This is a genomic window from Actimicrobium sp. CCC2.4, assembly GCF_034347385.1.
GTDB lineage: Bacteria > Pseudomonadota > Gammaproteobacteria > Burkholderiales > Burkholderiaceae_D > Actimicrobium.
The window spans coordinates 281,817-302,084 of the sequence record NZ_CP133777.1 but is presented as its reverse complement, the minus strand read 5'-3'; the positions used below and the strand labels follow the sequence as shown (position 1 = coordinate 302,084).

Sequence of the window (20,268 nt, the reverse complement as noted above, 5' to 3'; positions counted from 1 at the left end):
CTGGAGGCGTTAAACAGGAAATAGCGTGCGCAAGCGATCATAGCAATATGGCATCTGCGCATACACTACGATCCGGGTTCACCGCTCTGTCGCGACGAGGACCGATTTCTCTCCAGCTCCCTCATCGAAAGGTTTCATCATGGCGATTCGAGTCGCACTGCATCACAAGACCAGCTACCGCTACGACCGACTCGTCAGCTTGTCGCCGCACGAGGTCCGGCTGCGTCCCGCCGCCCATGCGCGCACGCCCATCCTGTCGTACTCGCTCAACATCCTGCCGGAAGCGCATTTCCTGAACTGGCAGCAAGACCCGTACGGCAATTACATTGCTCGCGTGGTGTTTCCGGAGCGCACTGCCGAACTGTCGTTCACGGTCGATCTGGTGGCCGACATGACGGTCATCAATCCATTCGATTTTTTTGTCGAGCAATACGCAGAAAATTTTCCCTTCGATTACACCGAACAGCTCAGTTTCGAGCTCGGCGCGTATCTGAAGGTTGACGAGCCCGGCCCGCTATTGCTGGCCTGGGTTGCCGGGGCCCGTCGAGCGCTGGCCGTCAAGCCGATCGGTATTGCCGATTTCCTGGTCGCGCTGAATCAGCGATTACAAGCCGACATCGGTTATCTGGTCCGCATGGAACCGGGCGTGCAGTTGCCCGACGATACACTGGCACTGCGCTCGGGTTCCTGCCGCGACAGTGGCTGGCTGCTGGTGCAGATCCTGCGTCATCTCGGGCTGGCAGCGCGCTTCGTGTCGGGTTACCTGATCCAGCTGACCGCCGACGTCAAATCGCTTGATGGCCCGAGCGGCACCACGGTCGATTTCACTGACCTGCATGCATGGGCCGAAGTCTATGTGCCGGGTGCCGGCTGGATCGGGCTCGATCCGACCTCCGGCATGCTGACCGGCGAAGGCCACATCCCGCTGGCCTGCACCGCCGTGCCGTCCTCGGCGGCACCGGTCACCGGGCTGGCCGACTGGGCCAATGTCGAGTTCGAGCACGAGATGACGATCACCCGCATCCACGAAGATCCGCGCGTCACCAAACCCTACAGCGAAGCCGACTGGCAGTGCATCGACAAGCTCGGTGCGAAGGTTGATGCCGACCTGAAGAAGCAGGACGTGCGCCTTACTCAAGGCGGTGAACCGACCTTCGTCTCGATCGATGACATGGACGGTCCGGAGTGGAATACGCTGGCGCATGGCGACCACAAGCGCGCGCTAGCCGGCGAACTGTCACTGCGCCTGAAAAAACAATTTGCCCCCGATGGCATGCTGCATTACGGCCAGGGTAAATGGTATCCGGGCGAGCCGTTGCCGCGCTGGGCGCTGAACCTGTTCTGGCGCATCGATGGCCAGCCGATCTGGCGCAATCAGGCCTTGTTCGCCACCGAAGACCACGACGACGGCTACACCGTCACCCATGCCGGTACCTTCGCCCGCGCGATGGCAGAACGCCTCGCGCTGCATCCCGCCGCGCTGATCCCGGCCTACGAAGACGTCTGGCAGCAAGCCCAGTTCGAGCAGCGTTTGCCGGACAATCTCGACCCCCTCAAGGCCGACTTGAAAGCACCCGAAGGCCGGCGCCGGCTGGCGCGTCTGCTCGAAGATGGCCTCGGGGAAATCGTCGGTTACGTGCTGCCGCTGGCGCCCGCCAAACAGGCCGGTCGCAAGCCGCGCGGCAAGGCGCTGACCATCGGCACCGCCGCCTGGCTGACCAGTAAATGGCCGCTCAGGCGCGAACACCTGTATCTGATCGGTGGCGAATCACCCCTCGGCCTGCGCCTGCCGCTCGACACCTTGCCGTGGGAACTGCCCGACGAGATGGAGCCGGAATTCGATGTCGATCCGTTTGAGGCGCGTGCCGATCTCGATGGCGCACCCGCCGTCGACCAGGCCGCTAGCCAGGTCAAGCCGAAAGACAAGCCGCTGCCGCGCGAAGTGATTCACACCGCGCTGTGCGTGCAGGTGCGCGCCGGCCGGTTGCATGTGTTCATGCCGCCGGTCAAGCGCATCGAGGATTATCTGGCGCTGGTTGCCATCGTCGAAGATACCGCCGCCGCGCTCGACATGCGGCTCTGGCTCGAAGGCTACACACCGCCGCGCGATCCACGCGTGAAGATGCTCAGTGTCACGCCGGATCCAGGCGTCATCGAAGTCAATATCGACCCGTCGTCGAGCTGGAAGGAACTGGTCCACAAGACCACGATCCTCTACGCCGAAGCACGCCAGAGCCGACTCGGCACCGAGAAATTCATGCTCGATGGCCGCCACACCGGCACCGGCGGCGGCAACCACGCCACGCTGGGCGGCGCGACTGTCGAAGACAGCCCGATGCTGCGCCGCCCCGATGTCCTGAAAAGCCTGATCACGTACTGGCAAAACCATCCGGCGCTGTCGTATTTGTTTTCGGGTACCTTCATCGGCCCGACCAGTCAGGCACCCCGCATCGATGAAGCGCGCGACGATAACCTGTACGAACTGGCGATCGCATTCCAGCAAATGGAGAAGGTCTTGCCGACCACGGCAGAGAGCGACCGCCCATGGCTGGTCGACCGCCTGCTGCGCAATCTGCTGGTCGACCTGACCGGCAACACGCACCGTTCGGAATTTTCGATCGACAAGCTGTACTCGCCCGATGGTCCGACCGGCCGGCTCGGGCTGGTCGAGTTCCGCGCCTTCGAGATGCCGCCGCACGAGCGCATGAGCCTGCTGCAAATGCTCTTGCTGCGCGCGCTGGTGGCGCGTTTCTGGCGCGAGCCTTACCAGGGCAAGCTGATCCACTGGGGCACGCAATTGCATGACCGCTGGATGCTGCCGCATTTTGTCGCGCAGGATATCCGCGACGTCGTCCAGGACTTGCGCGCCTCGGGGTATGCGTTCGAGGAACGCTGGTTCGATCCGTTCGTCGAATTCCGTTTTCCGCGCTACGGCACGGTCGCGTACCACGGCATCGAACTCGAACTGCGCCAGGCCATCGAACCGTGGAACGTGCTCGGTGAAGAAGTCAGTAGCGGCAGCACCGCGCGCTATGTCGATTCGTCGGTCGAGCGGATGCAGTTGCGCGTACGCGGCATGGTCGATGGCCGCCACGTGGTCACTTGCAACGGCCGGCCCTTGCCGCTGTCGGCAACCGGCGTGCCGGGCGAACATGTCGCCGGTATCCGCTTCCGTGCATGGAGCCCGTGGTCGGCGCTGCATCCATCGATCGGCGTGCAGGCACCGCTGGTGTTCGACCTGGTCGACACCTGGAGCGGTCGTTCAATCGGGGGTTGCCAGTATCACGTCGTGCATCCGGGCGGTCGCAATTACGAAGGTTTTCCGGTCAATGGCAACGAGGCTGAAGCACGGCGCTTCGCGCGCTTTGTCGGCCACGGCCACACGCCGGGGCCGATGACGGTGACACCGGAACCGCTCAATCCAGCGTTTCCGTTTACGCTGGATTTGCGCTGGCAGTTGTGATCGACATGACCTGCTAAAGCTGGTTGGGCGCGATCGGATTGCGCCCAACTTATTGCTCCCCCCGCACTTCCCGCTGGACCGTTCTGATTCAGCAATACCTCGGGTTTTTACCCCATTTTCTCCGTCTGGAACTGCTTCCCGATTCGCGCCACTCATCGCGCAATCGTCGACATCTGTTGACTTTTTATCGTGCTGCCCGGACTCCCTGTCGTGGGCAGCGATGCTCACTGGAGAATGCAATCATGGCGAGAAATCGCATCCGACGTAACGCAGCAAACAATCCGGTGCCACCTGAAAATGCATCAACCGAATCGCGACCGGGTCGCGAAACACCGCCGGCACTGCTACGGATACAAGAACAGGCACGGGAACGGGAGCGGCGTGCCGGCAGGCGTGCCCAAGAGCGTGGGGCAAGAGCGAGGATCGAACAGCCAGGCAATCCTGACGCCGCCACAGCCACCCCGCAGCCACGCGGCGTGTCGCCGATGATGGCGGCCTTTCACTGTTCTGTTCTTGCCGCAGCTTGGTACTTTCATGAGCAGTTACTGGATTGGGCCCTGCGCGGTCCATCCGATTCGCGTTTGCGGGGGCGTGCGCTTCCGGTAGTCCACGAGGCCCCCGGCTGCAGGCCGCGATCGTGTATCGACAGTTTCGTGACCCAAGGAACCCGTCCTGACGCCGTCTCCGCGTTGGTCGACACTGCGCTACACCAGTTCGTGACCGACAACAGGCCGTACCTGCCGTCCAACCCTTCGGTACAGATGTCTTACGAAACGCCGCGTTACATGCGCGGTACTCTGGGAAATTCCCGGGCCGGTAGCGGATTGGTTCGTTTATCGGTCGAGACCATCGCCAGGCAGGCGCGCTACATTAGTTCGGGCAATGCTGATGCCGCATTGAAACTGATCGCCTATCACGAATTTACCCACGCATTGGGTTCCAAAACTTTCGCCGCTTCAGCCAGCCGCATCGGCGCAAAGATGGTGAGAGCAGATGATTATCTCGGTCGCTCGAATTATCCTCAACGCAATGACGTGCTGATCGAAGCCCTGACTGCGGCTCTTGAAAATGTCCCCGGCATATCCGGCAACCTTTATCGTGATCAGGTAACCGGCCTGGTGCTGGATCGCCATCAGCGACCAGTCAGCTGGCGTCGGTTCGGGCTGCATCTTCTCGAACACCTCGGTGAAGTGTCGATCAAAAAAGCGCTGTTCAACAACGAGGCAACAGCGGTGCGTGCGCTGGAAGCCTACATCGACGATTTGATTCGGCAGTATCCGCGCAAGGTGTTGTCGTCGGATGCGCCGTCAGACGTTGCGCACTGATAAAGCGCACGACGCCGGCTGGCATTGACACGGCTCACGGGCCGGCCAGACCTGGGCTATTTTCAGGATCGTCAAATCTATTGTCCGCGCAACGCAACCATGGCTGCACGAGCTGGTAGTTGAGCAAGTTCCGGCCGCATCGACCGCTGTGACGGCTCAGCAAGGCGGAAAACGCTGACCACCTCCACCAGATTGGCTGCCTGGTCCTGCAGGGTTTCGGAAGCCGCAGCTGCCTCTTCCACCAGCGCGGCATTCTGCTGCGTAACCTGGTCCATCTCGGCGATGGCCTGGTTGACTTGCTCGATACCGCGACTCTGTTCCTGGCTGGCGGTGCTGATGTCGGTCATGATCGCATTGACCTTCTGGATGCTGACCACGATATCGGTCATCGTGGCGCCGGCCTCGCTGGCCAGTTTGCCGCCGGCGTCAACGCTGGCGACAGATTCATTGATCAGTGCCGAGATGTCTTTGGCGGCGGCTGCCGAGCGTTGCGCGAGGTTGCGCACTTCGGCGGCGACCACCGCAAATCCGCGTCCCTGTTCTCCGGCGCGGGCGGCTTCGACGGCCGCATTCAGGGCCAGGATATTGGTCTGGAATGCGATGCTGTCGACGACGCTGGTGATGTCCGAAATCTTGCGCGACGAAGCTGAAATCGATTGCATCGTCAGCACTACGCGGCTGACCACTTCTCCGCCCTTGATCGCAATCGCCGAGGAATCGAGCGCCATTTGGTTGGCTTCCCTGGCCCGTTCGACGTTCTGTTTGACGGTCTCGGTCATGTGCAGCATCGAGGCGGCTGTTTCACTGAGCGAACTGGCTTGCTGTTCGGTGCGGGTGGACAGGTCGATGGTGCCGGCGGCGATTTCACGTGATGCCACAGCGATGGTGTCGATGCCAGTGCGTACACTGGCTACGGCACTGTGCAGCATCGTCACGATGCCTTGCAGTGCCACACCACTGTCGCTGGTAGAAGCCACCTTTTCAGCCTTCAGATCGATGGTGCCGGCACCTTGCCCGGTCATCATGGCGATGCTGACTTTCAGTTCGGCAGCCTGGACCGCATCGCGCTGCAGCGCGATAGCGATGAAGATCAGTACGCCGCTTTCGACCACCACGTAGGCAGCATGCGACACCACGATGCCCAGGCTCGGCTCCGTAAAGCAAATCACGCCGAAACCCCATTGCTGCAAGTAATTAAAACTTAGGTGATGCACCGCGATGACCGCGGCGGCGATCAGGATCACCGACCAGTCGCGATAGCACAGTAAAACGGCCAGCAGGACAAAGATGCCGAAATGGAGTTCGGTCATGCCTGCCGCCTGATGGATATGCAGCGCCACCATCACCATCAGCGCGCCAGCCACTACTGCCCGTGTCAGAAAGCTGCCGCCGGCAAACACAATCAGCGCGCTCGGTATCAGTACGGTGGGCAGGCCGATTACCAGGGCCCAGGTGAGCGTGTCGTGCATACCTGATAGCGTCAGGCTCATCAAGAACAAACCCCACAGCACGCCCAGCATCAGGCGATCAGCCTGGATGGCATTTTTTCGGAGGAAGTAGGCGATGTCATTCATGGGGAGTGCTCTTTCGTTTTGTTTTTGCGATGTCGGTCCGTCGCAGTACGGAAAGTTACTTTCCGGTGCCAACACAGTATCTTTTATAAAACTGTTTATCAAATATAATTTTTTACATGACTTAGGAGCGCAGTGCCGGCAGACGCCGCAAAGATAAAAACGGACATCAACCGCCCGCAATTTTCAGTCTCACGCATGAAAAAAATTCATTCCCCGCGCAGCGCAGAAGTGCTGCGGCATACTCCGTGTTCTCCATTTGAAAATGTCGCGTCCATGACCCAGTCCCCTCCCGTTCCGCGCCAGTTCCTGCTCGATTTGTATGCCAGCGCCGTGGCTGCCGTCAGTCCGGCAAAGTGTTTGCCTGCGTTCTTGCCGACACCACCGTCGACAGGCCGCACGCTGGTCATCGGCGCCGGCAAAGGCGCGGCCGCGATGGCGCACACCGTCGAGCAGCACTGGCCCGGCGAACTGTCCGGACTGGTGGTCACACGCTACGGTCATGGCGCCGGTTGCCGGCGTATCGAGGTGGTCGAAGCGGCCCATCCGGTACCCGACGAAGCGGGCCGCCAGGCTGCAGCACGCATGCTGCAACTGGTGCAGGGTTTGAGCGCCGACGATCTGGTGCTGTGCCTGATCAGTGGCGGCGGCTCGTCCCTGCTGGCACTGCCGGGCGAGGGCATCACGCTGGAGCAGAAGCAAGCCATCAACAAGGCTTTGCTGCGTAGCGGGGCGGCGATTGGCGAAATGAACTGCGTACGCAAGCACCTGTCGGCGATCAAGGGTGGCCGGCTGGCGCTGGCTTGCGCACCGGCGCGTGTGGTCACGTTGCTGATTTCGGATGTGCCCGGCGACGAGCCCGGCGTGATCGCCAGCGGGCCGACGCTGGCTGACCCGACCACCTGTGCCGAAGCGCTGGCCGTGCTCGACAAATACGCCATCGCCGTTCCCGACAGCGTGCGCGTCCACCTGCAATCCGGCGCCGGCGAAACCCCGAAGCCGGGCGACGCGCGTTTCGCGCGTAACGAACATCACATCATTGCCACCGCCCAGCACGCACTGGAAGCAGCTGCTGCGACTGCCGAGGCGGCGGGTGTCCCCGCTTACATCCTGTCCGACGGCATTGAAGGCGAGGCACGCGACATCGCCCTGATGCACGCCGCGCTGGCACGCCAGGTCGCTTCACGCGGTCAGCCGTTCCAGCGTCCTTGCGTGCTCATTTCCGGTGGCGAAACGACGGTGACGGTGCGCGGTTCGGGGCGCGGCGGACGCAATGCCGAATTCCTGTTGAGCCTGGCGGTGGCGCTTGATGGCGCGGCCGATATCCATGCGATCGCTTGCGATACCGATGGCATCGACGGTTCCGAAGACAACGCCGGCGCGCTGTTGCAACCTGACTCGCTGGCACGTGCCGCCGCGCTCGGCATGCGTGCCAAAACGCTGCTGGAAAATAACGACGGCTACGGCTTTTTCAGTGCGCTGGATGACCTGGTGGTGAGCGGTCCGACCCGTACCAATGTTAATGATTTCAGGGCCATCCTGATCTGCTGATCAGAATTGCTCCCAGTCGCCATTGGCGGTCGTCGCGGCCAGCCTCGGCGTGCTGGGTTGGCGTCGTGCCGGGACAGGCGGCTTGATGCGTCTGGCCACTGCCGGCGGGTGCGCCACTGCGGCTTGCTGTCCGTCCAGCTTGAACACACTGACGACCTGTTCCAGGTCGTCAGCCTGGCCGGTCATCGCTTCTGCTGCCGCGGCAGCTTGCTCGACCAAGGCGGCATTTTGCTGGGTAGTTGTGTCCATTTGCGTGATGGCCTGGTTGACCTGCTCGATGCCGGCACGCTGCTCATCCGACGCGGCGGTGATTTCAGCCATGATGTCCGTCACCTGGCGGATGCTGTCCACGACTTCCTGCATCGTTGCGCCTGCCTGATCGACCAGCCGCGAGCCGGTATCGACTTTCTCGACCGAGTCGCTGATCAAGCCCTTGATTTCCCGTGCGGCGCTGGCAGAGCGTTGTGCCAGATTGCGCACTTCAGCGGCAACCACGGCAAAGCCGCGTCCCTGTTCACCGGCGCGCGCCGCTTCGACTGCGGCATTCAGGGCCAGGATATTGGTCTGGAAAGCGATGCTGTCGATGACGCTGATGATGTCGACGATCTTGCGTGACGAGGCATTGATCGAGCCCATGGTATCGACCACTTGTGATACCACCGCGCCACCCTTGATGGCGACCTCTGCCGCCGAGATTGCCATCTGGTTCGCCTGGCGCGCATTGTCGGCGTTCTGCTTCACGGTGGAGGTCAGTTCCTCCATCGACGATGCGGTTTCCTCCAGCGCGCTGGCTTGTTGCTCGGTACGCGACGACAGGTCTTGATTACCGGCCGCGATTTCACTGGCGACGCTGGCTATCGTGCCGGTACCGGCGCGGACTTTACCGACGATGTTAATCAGGCTGTCGTTCATGTCGTTCAATGCCTGCAGCAACTGGCCGGTCTCGTCGGTGCGGTCGACGGTGACGCGGGCGGTTAGATCGCCGCCGGCGACGGTGCGGGCGAAGTGAACTGCCTGCAGCAATGGCCGGGTAATCGAACTTGCAACCAGCACCGCAGCGCCGATACCGACCAGTACTGCCAGCGCGCCAAGCGCCATGATCAGGTTGCGGTTGGTGGCAAAGTCGGCATCGGCCTGGCCGGACATTTCAATGCGCTTTTGCATCAGGTCGTTGAGATCACGCAGCGTAGTGGCGTAGGCATGAAGTAGCGAGTAGGTCTCGCCAAAGGCGGATAGGCGAGCCACTTCGACGGTTCCGGCCTGCATCAATGCAAGAGTTTTGACGATGGCTGCATTGTATCCGGCAGCCGCAGCGCGGGCTTTTTCCAGCGTCGCTTTGTCCTCGGCGATGTCCAGCAGTGGTGCCAGCTTGTTGAGTGCGTCGTTATAGGCTTTCTGGTTGGCTGCGAGGCGTTCGCGTGCCTTGCTGATTTCTGCCGGATCGTTGCGCGAGACGATCTGGAACACGCGTGCGATGCTGCCTCGGGCATTGTCGAGCGTTGTCATCGCCAACTTGTTCTTTTTCCACTCGACCGCAATCATTGCTTCGTTTTGCGCATGGAGACTGGTCATGGTGCTAATGGCGAGCAACGTGATACCGACCAAAAAAATCAGGACGGTGCCAAAGGCGATACCGAGCTTGTTTCGGATACTTAAGTTTGCGAGGGACATTGTTCTCTCCGTGTATTGAAAGAAATTATTTAACGGAAAGTAACTTTATCACTACTGTTGGTTGTTTCAAGAAAAACTGACTTCTTTAGCCCTGCTGTGTGCGTGTGGCATTTTTAAATACCGGCGTGGTTGACGTGATCGCAAAAACGGGCATGTCAGGCCGACTCAATCCCCCGCTACCAGCAACGCCAGTTCCGCCGCATCCAGATAACACCATTCCCCTTCTTCCAGCCCCAATCCCTCCAGCGTCAGCTGGCCGATTGCTACGCGCTGCAGCGCTGCGCAATGATTGCCCGCAGCGGCCAGCATGCGCTTGACCTGATGGTATTTGCCCTGCTCGAGCACGATCTCTATCCGGTGACTATCGACCATGCTGCAGCGTACTGCCGCCAGCGGTGCCGGTTCGTCATGCAATTGCACGCCGGCCAGCAGCAGCGCCACCAGCTCCGGCGTGACCGCTTCAGCGGTCGTGGCGACATACACTTTCGGGATATGCGATTTCGGCGACGACTGGGCATGGATGAACGGCCCATGATCCGACATCAGCAACAGGCCGGTGGTGTCGTGGTCAAGCCGGCCGACCGGTTGCACGTCGCGCCACGTGAAATTTTCCGGCAGGATGCTCAGTACGCCCGGATGATGGCTGGGCTTGCGTGAGCATTCGAAGTTTGGCGGCTTGTGCAGCGCCACGAAGACGTGTTCGTGGAAATCCCAGTCTTCGTCGAACAGCCGGAAGGTCAGGCCATCGGGTTCGAAAGCGGTCCGGTAATCGGTCACGACGGTGCCGGCGACAGACACTTCACCGTCGTCGATCAATTGGCGGCACCATTTGCGGGTGCCGAATCCCTGCGATTGCAGGAGGCGGTCGAGGGTCAGTTTTTTCATGGCGGGACTGTAGCAGAAGCCCGAAAATCAGGGCGAAAAAAAACCCGTCCGCAGACGGGTCCGGCAGTGTGCAGGTGCTTAGGACTGCTTGCGACGACGTGCCATGAAGCCCATCAAGCCAAGCCCGCCCAGCATCAGCGCGTAGGTCGATGGCTCTGGTACTGCCGAGACCGAGACGTTGTCGAGGACGGCGCCGCTGTTACCGCCACCCAGACTCGAGAAAGACAGGGTCGTACTTGCTTCAGTAGCCTTGAATTGCTGGCTGAAATGCGAGAACGGGATCGTGCCGGAATAAACCATACTGTTGCCATTAACACTGACTGTTGTTGATGGTGCGTCGTTAGAGTTTTGTGAAAGATCAAAATTCAACGAGTAAAAATTGCCAATGACGGTATTGAATGCCTGTGACAGCGAGCCAGGACCCGGGGTGCCCAGCAAGTCAATACTGTTGCCGCTGATGGCACCGTACTGGCCGTTTTTGATCACATCGATCGATGCACCACCGACGATCCAGCCTGTCAGCGCGGAGGAGCCAGCGTTGACGGTAGAAAAAGAGGAGTCGTTGAACGGGCTGGAAAACGTTTCAAAATCACCATTGGTGATCAGGTTGTCTGCTGCATGGGCGCTACCAAAAACCGCAATAGTGGCGAAGGCGCCTGCCTGGATCAATTGGGACAACTTCATGGGAATCTCCGTTAAATGTTGAAAGGGGAAAATCTAAGGCCGTTGTCCCATCGAAGATAGCACTTGGCCTGTAGTAACAATGCCAACGAAGAATAGGTGATTAGTATTTTTAATGCAACGTTTATAGTGATGAGACTGTCAACAATTGTTAATACATTCACCACAGGAAACTATTGGATTTGAGCGAAGCGCGGTTGCCAGACACCGTCGACCTCGACCAGTTCATGAAACACCGCCGCCGGCCGGACCCACAGTGATCCATCAGGTGCGCGATAGACAACCATCGGTGTCAGGTCTGATTCCAGCGTGGCCGGGCCGACCAGTTCATAAATGCCGCCTTTGTAGTGCCGGTAGTACATGGCCATTCTCCGTCAGGTAAAAGCGCTCAGACGCCGGTCTGCAGCAGGAAATCGGTGAGCAGGATGCGCTCGACCTTGTCGGTCTTCAGGCTCTTGTTGACCGCGTCGGTCAGCACGACTTGCAGGGCCGCCAGTCCGCCTGGCATATGCACCTGTTCGGCATCGAGCGAACGCAGTGTCGATTCGATGACGGCGCGGATCGCCGGCTGGTTCTGGACCGCCCATTTGGCGTCGCCGGCACTGGTTTCCAGCGCCATGCGGGTGCCCACCGAATACTCATCGGTGCTGATCACCAGCGGTCCGACCATCGTGTAGTTCTGACGTACTTCTGTCTTGAGCCGGTCCTGACGGTAGAACCAGATCGCCGCGAAGGTCGCTACCAGCAGCAGGATCACCAGCCCGGCGGTGACCAGGGTAAATTTGTCGCGGGAGTCGGATTTGGCCATGATCGCAGTCGTAAATCGACATGCTGGTCAGGAGGACTATCGCATGTCAGCCGCGAGTGTAGCGCACCGGCACCGCAGCGGACACGCCATCGTAAGCAGATCTGGTATGTGCGACAACGTACAGATCGGCGCTGCCGCGCACCGTATCGTCATGACGGCAGTGTTTCCGCCGCAGGCGTAGCGGACTGCCCCTTTATCTATTTCAGGAGAACCCGCATGAACAAAGATCAAGTAAGTGGTGAAATCAAGGACCTCGCAGGCAAGCTTCAGGAAGAAGCAGGCAAGCTAACCGGCAGCAAGGAACAGCAAGCCAAGGGTCTTGGCAAACAGATCGAAGGCAAGGCCCAAAAAGGCCTGGGTGATGCCAAGGAATTCATCGACGACAAGTCCAAGTAAGTCGATCCGAGCGGTCCGGGTGCCCGCCCCGCGCACAATGCGCCGGGCGGGCATTTGTCGTTTGATGGGCATCGGCGCTTTACAATCCGACCATGGGAACCCACCCCCTTCTTTCTTCTGCCAGGAAATACCGCCATGCGCCTACCCGGAATTCCGGTCGACATTCCCCGTTATGCCTGCATCAGTGCCGTCATTGTTCTGTTGCTGGTGGCCGGGATGGCGCTGGCGTCGCACCTGTTGTTCGACCAGCCACGCTGGATCAGCTGGCTCGAGCAGCGTGCGACGGCAGACTCGGGACGTCCGGTGCACATCGGCGCGCTGTCAGTACATTTGCTGCCGCAGCCGGGGATCGATATCTATCGCTTGCAGATTGCCGATCCGGCCGATGCGCAGGCAATTCCGTTGTTACAGGCCGCGCAAGTGTCGGCACGACTGGCGCTGTGGCCATTGCTGGTCGGGCAGGTGCGGATATCCGGCCTGGTTGCCCGGGGCGTGCACCTCGAGCTGGAAAGAAACGGCGATGGTGTCCCGAACTGGCGCTGGCCGGCTGCCGGACAAGGTGCTGCACCGCTGGATCTGGGCGCGCTGACTTCGGTCCGGATAAGCCAGTCCAGCGTACGCTACCGCAGCCCGCAATTCGATAGCGGCATCACGCAGATCACGCAATTGAGCATTCTCAGCGAACCCGGCTGGCGCGACATCGAGGTCGACGCGCTGTTGCGGCGCGACCGGCGCGAGCTGGTTGCCAGTGCGCGGCTCGATCAACTGTCGGTGCTGCCCAGCGGCAGGATTACCTTGCAGACCGGTTCGGCACGCCTGAGGGCCGAGGGCCGCCTGCCGCTGCAGGCCGTGCTAACCAATGCCGCGGTCAAGTTGCAGGTTGATGCGCACCGGCCCAATGACTTGCTGGCATTCATGAATCTGGATGCAGGCTTGCGCACCATCGCGCCCATCTCGCTGCATGCCGAATTGCATGAATCGGGCGGTACGCTGACCGCCAGCGCGATCGATGCCCGGCTTGGCGATTTGCAGGTCACCGGCAATGCCCGCCTCGATCGGGGTGGTAGCCGGCCGACCTTTGATGCACAGCTATCTACCCCGTTGCTGGATTGGGTGGCCGTGCTGGCCGACGCCGGTCGGGCACCGTTACCGCCAAAGCCGGCCGGCGAACTGTTCCATTCCCGGCCGTTTACGTGGCGCGCTCTCGCGGCGCTCAAGGGTGCGCAGGGCAGTGTCGACGTGCGTATTGGCAGGCTGCGCACCCGGCCCGGTGTCGAGTTGACCGATGTCAGCAGCACGCTGCTGATCGATGACGATACGCTGCAGCTGAGTCAGATCAAGGCACGCTTGCTCGATGGCAGCGCCAGCGGCGACATCCGCCTAAAAGCGGCGGGCAAGCAAGCGCACATGGCGTTACAACTACAGGATATTTCGCTGCAAAAATGGATGATTGCGGTCGGCGGGATTGCCCCGCTGACCGGTGGCCCGATGCAGATCGATGCCCGGGTAGACGCCCATGGCGACAACATGAAAGAGATGGCGGCATCGTTGAGCGGTCCGGTCCGCGTCCGCGTCGGGCCGGCCACCATCATCAGTCGTTCCGGTGCGCAGGCCGAAGCCCTGCTGACCGGACTGACGCCGATTTTTTCGGTGCGCGATGACAACCGGATCCTGCTCGAATGTGCCGCGGCCAACCTCGTCTTCGTCGACGGTCGTGCTGCCGCCAGTCCGCTGGTGGGTGTGCGCAGCCAGGCCAGCCAGTTGCTCACTAGCGGCATCCTCGATTTGCGCGCAGAAACCGTGAACCTGCACGGTCGCGTGCGGGCCCGGTCCGGCATCGCGATCGGCCTGGCGACATTGACCGGCGACGTGCGCATCAGTGGTCCGCTGGACCGTCCGCTCGTCATGCTCGATCCAACCGGCACGCCGTCGGCGCTGATACGGCTCGGCGCGGCGATTGCCACCGGCGGGCTGAGCATTGTCGGTACGGCCCTGTGGGATGGTGCCAATCCGGGCACCGACCCGTGCCAGTCAGTCTTCCGCGATAATGCCCGCAACACGCGTCGCGGCGCGCGCGCCGTTCCCTGATGCTGCCGTCGTAATCCTGTAATCCTGTGACCGACCGATGATGAAAAATTCTCTGCTGCTGTTGACTGCGGCGCTGCTTCTGGGCGGCTGTGCCACGCTGCCCGAACAGGTCCACCGGACGCCGTCGGTGGCGCTGGCCACGCCGCAGGACACCCGCCTCGGCCAGATCGTGCTGGCCTCGCTGCCGGCGGGCGAACAGTCGGGTTTTCGCTTGCTGCCGACCGGCAGTTTTGCCTTCGACACCCGCATCGCGCTGGCGCGCCGCGCCGAACGCACCCTCGACGTCCAGTACTACCTGTTCCATGGCGATGAGTCGGGTCGTGCGATCGGGCGCGAATTGCTGGCGGCGGCAAAGCGCGGCGTACGGGTGCGGGTACTGCTCGACGATATCGCCACGCAGGGACAGGATGACTTGCTGGCCCGCTTGTCGTCCCGTCCGAACTTTGAGGTGCGCGTCTTTAATCCCTTTGCCGGCGGTCGTTCGCGCTTGTTCACCCGCGTGCTGGCGTCGCTGGGCGATCTGAACCGGGTCAACCACCGGATGCACAACAAGTTGTTCGTGGCCGACAACGCGATGGCCATCACCGGCGGGCGCAACATCGGCAACGAATACTTCATGCAGGGCACGGCCAGCAATTTCATTGATCTCGATGTGTTTGCCGCCGGTGCCATCGTGCCGCAGCTGTCGGCCGTATTCGACGATTTCTGGAATAGCGATTACGCCTATCCGGCCACCGTCTTCGGCACGGTGCCGCTTGATGTCGAGGTCGCGCCGCCATCGCCGCCGACCGCGCTTGTGGCGGCGGTAGAGGCAGTGCGTGATCCGCTCGGTCATGCTGCGCTGGCCACCGAGATCGATGCCGGCAGGCTGGCGCTGGCCTGGGCGCCTGCCAGCGTGGTGGCCGATTCGCCCGATAAAGTCGCCGGCCTGAGCGGGCGCGACGCCGGCGCGACAGTGAGCCACCATATCGTCGGCCTGATGGAGAGTGCGCAATCGGACGTGGTCGTGATCTCGCCGTATTTTGTGCCCGGCAAAATCGGCATGGCGGCGATGCAGCGGCTGGCTGCGCGCGGTATCCGCATGGTGGTGCTGACCAATTCGCTGGCGGCCAACGACTCGGCACTGGTGCATATCGGCTATGCCCGGTATCGGCGCCCGATGCTGGAACTGGGCGTGCATCTGTACGAGCTCAGTGCAACCGGCGCGCAAAAGCGCAACCGCCTGGGCCTGTTCGGCTCGTCGCATGCCAGCCTGCACGCGAAGGTGGTTGTGGTCGATCAGCGTCGCGTGTTCATCGGCTCGCTCAATCTGGATGCCCGCTCGGCGCGCACTAATACCGAAATGGGACTGGTCATCGACAGCCCCGTGCTGGCCGCTGAAATCGATGGTTTGCTCAGGGCCGACCACGACGAAAGTGTCTACCGGCTGCGCCTGTCGGCGCGCACCGGTGCGCTGGAATGGGTGGCCACCGATGACGGTGTCGAAGTGGTCTACACCAGCGAGCCCGATGTCAGCAGCCTGCTTGAATTCGGGCTCTGGCTGCTCTCGCCGCTGGCACCCGAAGAGTTGTTGTAGGCGGCTCTGCGGCGCTGTCGTACGTCTGCCGCCGGAGTCTTGTAGACTTTGCAGCTCACCTGCCGGAGCTACCAACATGAAGATTTACGATTTCAAGGGGTTCCCGAGTCCCGCCCGCGTACGCATCGCCCTGGCTGAAAAAGGCCTGACTGACCGTGTCGAATTTGTCCATGTCAATGTCCCGGCAGGCGAACACAAATTACCGGCCTTCGTGGCCAAAAATCCGTCGGCGGCCGTGCCGGTACTCGAACTTGATGATGGCACCATGATCGCCGGGAGCACCGACATCACCGCCTTCGTTGGTCCGGGCTTTGCCGATTTTGCGAAGATCGCGATTCCTGCCGACCTGGCCAGCCTGCATGAATGGCGCGCCCGCATCGCCGCGCGTCCCGGCGTCAAGGCATCCTGATCATGATGCAGCTCAATGCCGATTTCAGCCTCCGCGTCGCCGTGCATGCGGCGCAATTGCCGTGGGTCGCGTCGCCGGTGGCCGGCATCGAGCGGCGCATGCTCGACCGCATCGGTGACGAAGTCGCCCGTGCCACCTCGATCGTGCGCTATGCCGCCGGCAGCCAGTTCACCGCGCATGTGCATGGCGGTGGCGAAGAGTTTCTGGTGCTGGACGGGGTGTTCAGCGACGAGCATGGCGATTGTCCGGCGGGCACCTATGTGCGCAATCCGCCGACGTCGCAGCACACGCCGCACTCCGGTCCGGGTTGCACGATTCTCGTCAAGCTCAGGCAGTTCGATCCGGATGACCGGACCGCAGTGCGGCTGGCGGCCGGACCGGACGATTTTCAGCCGGTGCCGGAGCGGGCCGGCGTGTCCGTGCGAGCCTTGTTCGTCGATCAGCACGAAGTCGTGCAGATCGAACGCTGGGCCGCCGGCTCGATGATCCGTCAATCGTATCCGGAAGGCGTCGAAGTGCTGGTACTCGAAGGCAGTTTTGCAGAGAGCGGCGAAGCCTTTGCCGTGCAGTCCTGGCTGCGCCTGCCGGCACCAGCGAGCCTGCAGGCACAGGCCGGTGCGCAAGGATGCCTGGTCTGGATCAAGCAGGGCGGCATACTGCCGCAGCTCAGCGCAGCTGATTCTTGATGCTGTAAAGGGCTTTGTCGGCGCGCGCCAGCAGCAGCTGCGCCGACGTGACATCGCTGGTGTAGGACGCAATCCCGACCGAAATCCCCAGCGTCACCCGGTTGCCGCCGGACAGCTCGATGGGTAGCCGGACGGACTCCGTCAACCGGTGTGCCAATGTCGTCACCGCAGCACTGTCGGCATCGCGCGTGACGATGGCAAATTCGTCGCCGCCGAGGCGGGCCGCCGTATCACCCAGCCGCAATTGCCGCTGCAGCCGTCGCGCCACTTCGCACAGCACTTCATCGCCGGCCGCGTGGCCGAATTGATCATTGACACCCTTGAAGCCATCGAGATCGAGGCACAGCAGGCTGAACGGTTTTCCGGAACGTTGCGCGTGCTGCATTTCGGTTGCCATGGCCTGGTCGAACTGGACCCGGTTGGGCAAGCCGGTCAGGTAATCCGTCATCGCCAGTCGCTCCAGCAGCAGTGCCCGGCGGCGTCCCTGCAGCGCAGTCATCACCAGCCTCGAACAATCCATCAGGATCTTCCGTTGCGCATCATTGAACGGGCGCGGCCGGGTATCGATCACGGCGATCGTACCGAGTGCATGACCGCCGTCATCGACCAGCGGCGCACCGGCATAAAAGCGCAAGTGGGGAGCGCGGCTGACCAGCGGGTTGATGATAAAGCGCGCGTCGCCGGCCAGATCCTCAATCACCAGCGGCGCATCGGGCGTCATGATGGCATGGGCACAAAAAGCGATTTTCCGGTCCAGCTGGGGGACGTCCAGTCCCAGCCTGGACTTGAACCAGAGCCGGTCGCTGTCCATCAGAGCAATCACGGCGATAGGCGCATTGAACGCGTGGGCGACGACGCGCGTGAGGGCGTCGAACTCGATTTCGGGCGGGGTATCGAGGATGTCGAAGGACCGCACGCGCGCGATGCGTTCAGGTTCGTCGGCGGGGATGGGGCAGAATTGTTGAGCCAGCATGATGCTTGTTGCCTTTCATTGGAGAACGGTCTGTCCCCTTGTCCGTCTGATCTCTGAAGGGAGTTGCTTTCAAGAATCGAGACCAGAGGTATAGCATAAGTTGTCTTTTCGTGACAATCGGTGGGCGCGCGGGTTCGGCATGGGTCTAGCGTCCCCGGTGTCCGCCTCCGCGATGTCCGCCGCTGTGACGACCCCATCCACCACGATGTGACGCACCGGACCGGGAGCGGTGCGCACCCCGGTAGCCGTGGCTGCGTCCGCCGCCACTGTAATACTGCAGCCCGATCCCGACCCCGGAGCTGCCAAAGGTGCTGTACGGCGTGCCATAAAAGTCGCCATACGGATTGCCGCCGCGGTAGCCGTACTGGCTCTGGTACGGCGTGCTACCGGTCGCGATATAACCGGAGGATTGATACGGCACGACGGCGCAGCCGGCCAGTGATACGGCAAACAGGGCGGCAAGCAGGAATTTCCATCTCGCTATGAATTTCAGCATGAGTGTTGTCCAGTAATGTTTCCATTTGGATCATTCCTCACGCTGTAGGTTCAATCTTGTTTGGCGTTGCTCAGGCGACGGCGTTGCTGTTGAAGCGGTCGCGCAACTCGCGCTTGAGCACTTTGCCGATCGCGCTGCGCGGCAATTCGGCCACCAATTCCACCGCCGCCAGTCGCTGCATTTTGCCGACGCGCTGGTTCAGCCAGGCCAGCACTTGTTCTGCTGACTCGTTCGCTGCGGCGCGCAGGACCACGAATGCCACCGGTGTTTCGCCCCAGCGTTCCGACGCCACGCCCGCGACGGCGACGTCGGCGATGTCCGGATGCTGGCGCAGCATGCTTTCAAGATCGCTCGGATAGATATTGAATCCGCCCGAAATGATCATGTCCTTCTTGCGGTCCAGCAGCGTCAGGAAACCCGCGTCGTCGAAGCGTCCGAGGTCGCCGGTGCGAATGAAACGGCGCCCATCGGGCGCGATCCATTCGGCTTCGGCGGTCTTTTGCGGCTGGCCGAAATAGCCGGTCATCATCGCCGGTGAACGGCCGACCACTTCGCCGGTTTCGCCGCGTGCGATTTCGATGCCGTCTTCGTCGATCAAGCGGATATCGTGATCCGGTGCCGGCTGGCCGACCGTATGCAGCTTGTCGGGATGCTCGTGCGCTGCCAGCATGCAGGTACCGCCGCCCTCGGTCATGCCGTAGTACTCGACCAGCCCACCCGGCCAGCGCCGCACGATATCGGCTTTCAGTGCCGCAGAAAATGGCGCACTGGTGCAGAACTTCATGTGGAAAGCGCTCAGGTCATGCTGGTCAAAACCGGCGTAGGCCATGATGCGCTGGTACTGCACCGGCACCAGCATCGTGTGCGTGACGTGATAGCGGACCGCCAGTGCGAGATAGGTGGCGACATCGAATTTAGGCATCAGTACCACGCAGCCGCCCAGCGCCAGCGAGGGCAGGAAACACACCAGCGTGGTGTTCGAATACAGCGGGGTGGCCAGCAGCGTGACGGCCTGCGGACCGTAGCCCGACAGCGTGGCCCGATGGACATGGGCCCAGCGCATCGCATTGGATTGGACGATACCTTTCGGCGTGCCGGTGGTACCGGACGAATAAATGATATTGAAGGCCCAGTCCGCCTGCGCATCGACCGGCTGCGGCGTGCTGCCGGCCGGTGCGGCCCAGTCGGCCAGCCGGTCCAGCGCGATGCGCGGCAGAGTCGCCGGGGTGGCGGCCTGATCCAGCGTGACGCCGGCGTCGGCATCGATGAAGACCAGCTGCGCGCCGGCATCCTGCAGCATCGCCGTCAGCGCGTCGGGGCCGGCGCTTGGTGCCAGCGGTGCGACGGCGAGTCCGGCGCGCAGACAGCCCAGAAAAACCAGCGCGTACTCGATCGAATTGGCGGCGCAGAGCGCGACGGCCTGGCGCGGGGCGACGCCATCGCGCTGCAAGGCAGCGGCGATACGGTCCATCCAGCTATCGACGGTCGCATAGTCCATCGCACGTTCCGCGTCGCGCAAGGCGATGTGTTGCGGCTGCACGCGCGCGTGATGGCGGATCAGTACCGGGATGGTGTCGAAATCCTGTTCCAGCAATTCGGTGATGGTCATGAAAGCTTCCCGTTGGAGTCAGTGACGCAATGGATCGGTCAGCAAGGCGCGCTGGCAGATGATGTGTCGGAACTTAACAC

General features: G+C 61.8%; 17 protein-coding genes. 8 read left to right on the top strand and 9 right to left on the bottom strand.

Annotation, left to right across the window (positions count from 1 at the left end; translation table 11 throughout):
• Window positions 1–139 precede the first annotated feature (139 nt).
• Complete coding sequence (locus RHM62_RS01430) at window positions 140–3,463, top strand: transglutaminase family protein (RefSeq protein ID WP_322123816.1); 3,324 nt, start codon at window positions 140–142, stop codon at window positions 3,461–3,463.
• Window positions 3,464–4,116: 653 nt separating this feature from the next.
• Complete coding sequence (locus tag RHM62_RS01425) at window positions 4,117–4,788, top strand: hypothetical protein (RefSeq protein WP_322123815.1); 672 nt, start codon at window positions 4,117–4,119, stop codon at window positions 4,786–4,788.
• A gap of 77 nt (window positions 4,789–4,865) precedes the next feature.
• Here RHM62_RS01425 and RHM62_RS01420 read toward each other — a convergent pair whose 3' ends face one another.
• Entirely contained in the window at window positions 4,866–6,362 is a 1,497-nt protein-coding gene (locus RHM62_RS01420) for a methyl-accepting chemotaxis protein (RefSeq protein ID WP_322123814.1), read from the bottom strand.
• Window positions 6,363–6,635: 273 nt separating this feature from the next.
• On the opposite strand from RHM62_RS01420, the gene RHM62_RS01415 reads away from it, so the two are divergent.
• Window positions 6,636–7,910 (top strand): glycerate kinase, encoded by a 1,275-nt coding sequence (locus tag RHM62_RS01415; protein ID WP_322123813.1) that lies wholly within the window; start codon window positions 6,636–6,638, stop codon window positions 7,908–7,910.
• Here the strand turns inward: RHM62_RS01415 and RHM62_RS01410 are convergent, their stop codons facing one another.
• The 5 genes from RHM62_RS01410 to RHM62_RS01390 all read right to left on the bottom strand — a co-directional run bounded on the left by RHM62_RS01410 (window position 7,911) and on the right by RHM62_RS01390 (window position 11,955).
• Window positions 7,911–9,581, bottom strand: coding sequence for a methyl-accepting chemotaxis protein (locus RHM62_RS01410; protein WP_322123812.1), 1,671 nt, complete (start codon window positions 9,579–9,581; stop codon window positions 7,911–7,913).
• 165 nt (window positions 9,582–9,746) lie between these two features.
• Window positions 9,747–10,466, bottom strand: a complete 720-nt coding sequence (locus RHM62_RS01405; RefSeq protein ID WP_322123811.1) for a pseudouridine synthase — start codon at window positions 10,464–10,466, stop codon at window positions 9,747–9,749.
• A gap of 78 nt (window positions 10,467–10,544) precedes the next feature.
• Window positions 10,545–11,150, bottom strand: a complete 606-nt coding sequence (locus tag RHM62_RS01400) for a choice-of-anchor C family PEP-CTERM protein (RefSeq protein WP_322123810.1) — start codon at window positions 11,148–11,150, stop codon at window positions 10,545–10,547.
• A gap of 170 nt (window positions 11,151–11,320) precedes the next feature.
• Window positions 11,321–11,509, bottom strand: coding sequence for a DUF1653 domain-containing protein (locus RHM62_RS01395; protein ID WP_322123809.1), 189 nt, complete (start codon window positions 11,507–11,509; stop codon window positions 11,321–11,323).
• Between the two features lie 26 nt (window positions 11,510–11,535).
• Complete coding sequence (locus RHM62_RS01390) at window positions 11,536–11,955, bottom strand: flagellar basal body-associated FliL family protein (RefSeq protein WP_322123808.1); 420 nt, start codon at window positions 11,953–11,955, stop codon at window positions 11,536–11,538.
• 216 nt (window positions 11,956–12,171) lie between these two features.
• Between RHM62_RS01390 and RHM62_RS01385 the strand changes: the two genes are divergently transcribed.
• From RHM62_RS01385 to RHM62_RS01365, 5 genes are all read left to right on the top strand, one after another.
• Window positions 12,172–12,351 carry a CsbD family protein gene (locus RHM62_RS01385; protein WP_009664980.1) on the top strand — a complete coding sequence of 60 codons (180 nt, stop codon included), beginning with the start codon at window positions 12,172–12,174 and terminating at the stop codon, window positions 12,349–12,351.
• Between the two features lie 135 nt (window positions 12,352–12,486).
• Window positions 12,487–14,439 (top strand): AsmA family protein, encoded by a 1,953-nt coding sequence (locus RHM62_RS01380; protein ID WP_322123807.1) that lies wholly within the window; start codon window positions 12,487–12,489, stop codon window positions 14,437–14,439.
• 37 nt (window positions 14,440–14,476) lie between these two features.
• Entirely contained in the window at window positions 14,477–16,015 is a 1,539-nt protein-coding gene (locus RHM62_RS01375) for a phospholipase D family protein (RefSeq protein ID WP_322123806.1), read from the top strand.
• Between the two features lie 76 nt (window positions 16,016–16,091).
• Window positions 16,092–16,424, top strand: a complete 333-nt coding sequence (locus RHM62_RS01370) for a glutathione S-transferase (protein ID WP_322123805.1) — start codon at window positions 16,092–16,094, stop codon at window positions 16,422–16,424.
• A 2-nt stretch (window positions 16,425–16,426) separates the two neighbouring features.
• Window positions 16,427–17,110, top strand: a complete 684-nt coding sequence (locus tag RHM62_RS01365; RefSeq protein WP_322123804.1) for a cupin domain-containing protein — start codon at window positions 16,427–16,429, stop codon at window positions 17,108–17,110.
• On the opposite strand, the gene RHM62_RS01360 is transcribed toward RHM62_RS01365, so the two are convergent.
• The 3 genes from RHM62_RS01360 to RHM62_RS01350 all read right to left on the bottom strand — a co-directional run bounded on the left by RHM62_RS01360 (window position 17,091) and on the right by RHM62_RS01350 (window position 20,188).
• Entirely contained in the window at window positions 17,091–18,083 is a 993-nt protein-coding gene (locus RHM62_RS01360; protein ID WP_322123803.1) for a sensor domain-containing diguanylate cyclase, read from the bottom strand. The genes RHM62_RS01365 and RHM62_RS01360 overlap by 20 nt on opposite strands.
• 145 nt (window positions 18,084–18,228) lie before the next feature.
• Window positions 18,229–18,579, bottom strand: coding sequence for a hypothetical protein (locus RHM62_RS01355; protein WP_322123802.1), 351 nt, complete (start codon window positions 18,577–18,579; stop codon window positions 18,229–18,231).
• A 70-nt stretch (window positions 18,580–18,649) separates the two neighbouring features.
• Window positions 18,650–20,188, bottom strand: a complete 1,539-nt coding sequence (locus tag RHM62_RS01350) for a class I adenylate-forming enzyme family protein (RefSeq protein ID WP_322123801.1) — start codon at window positions 20,186–20,188, stop codon at window positions 18,650–18,652.
• Between the last annotated feature and the right edge of the window lie 80 nt (window positions 20,189–20,268).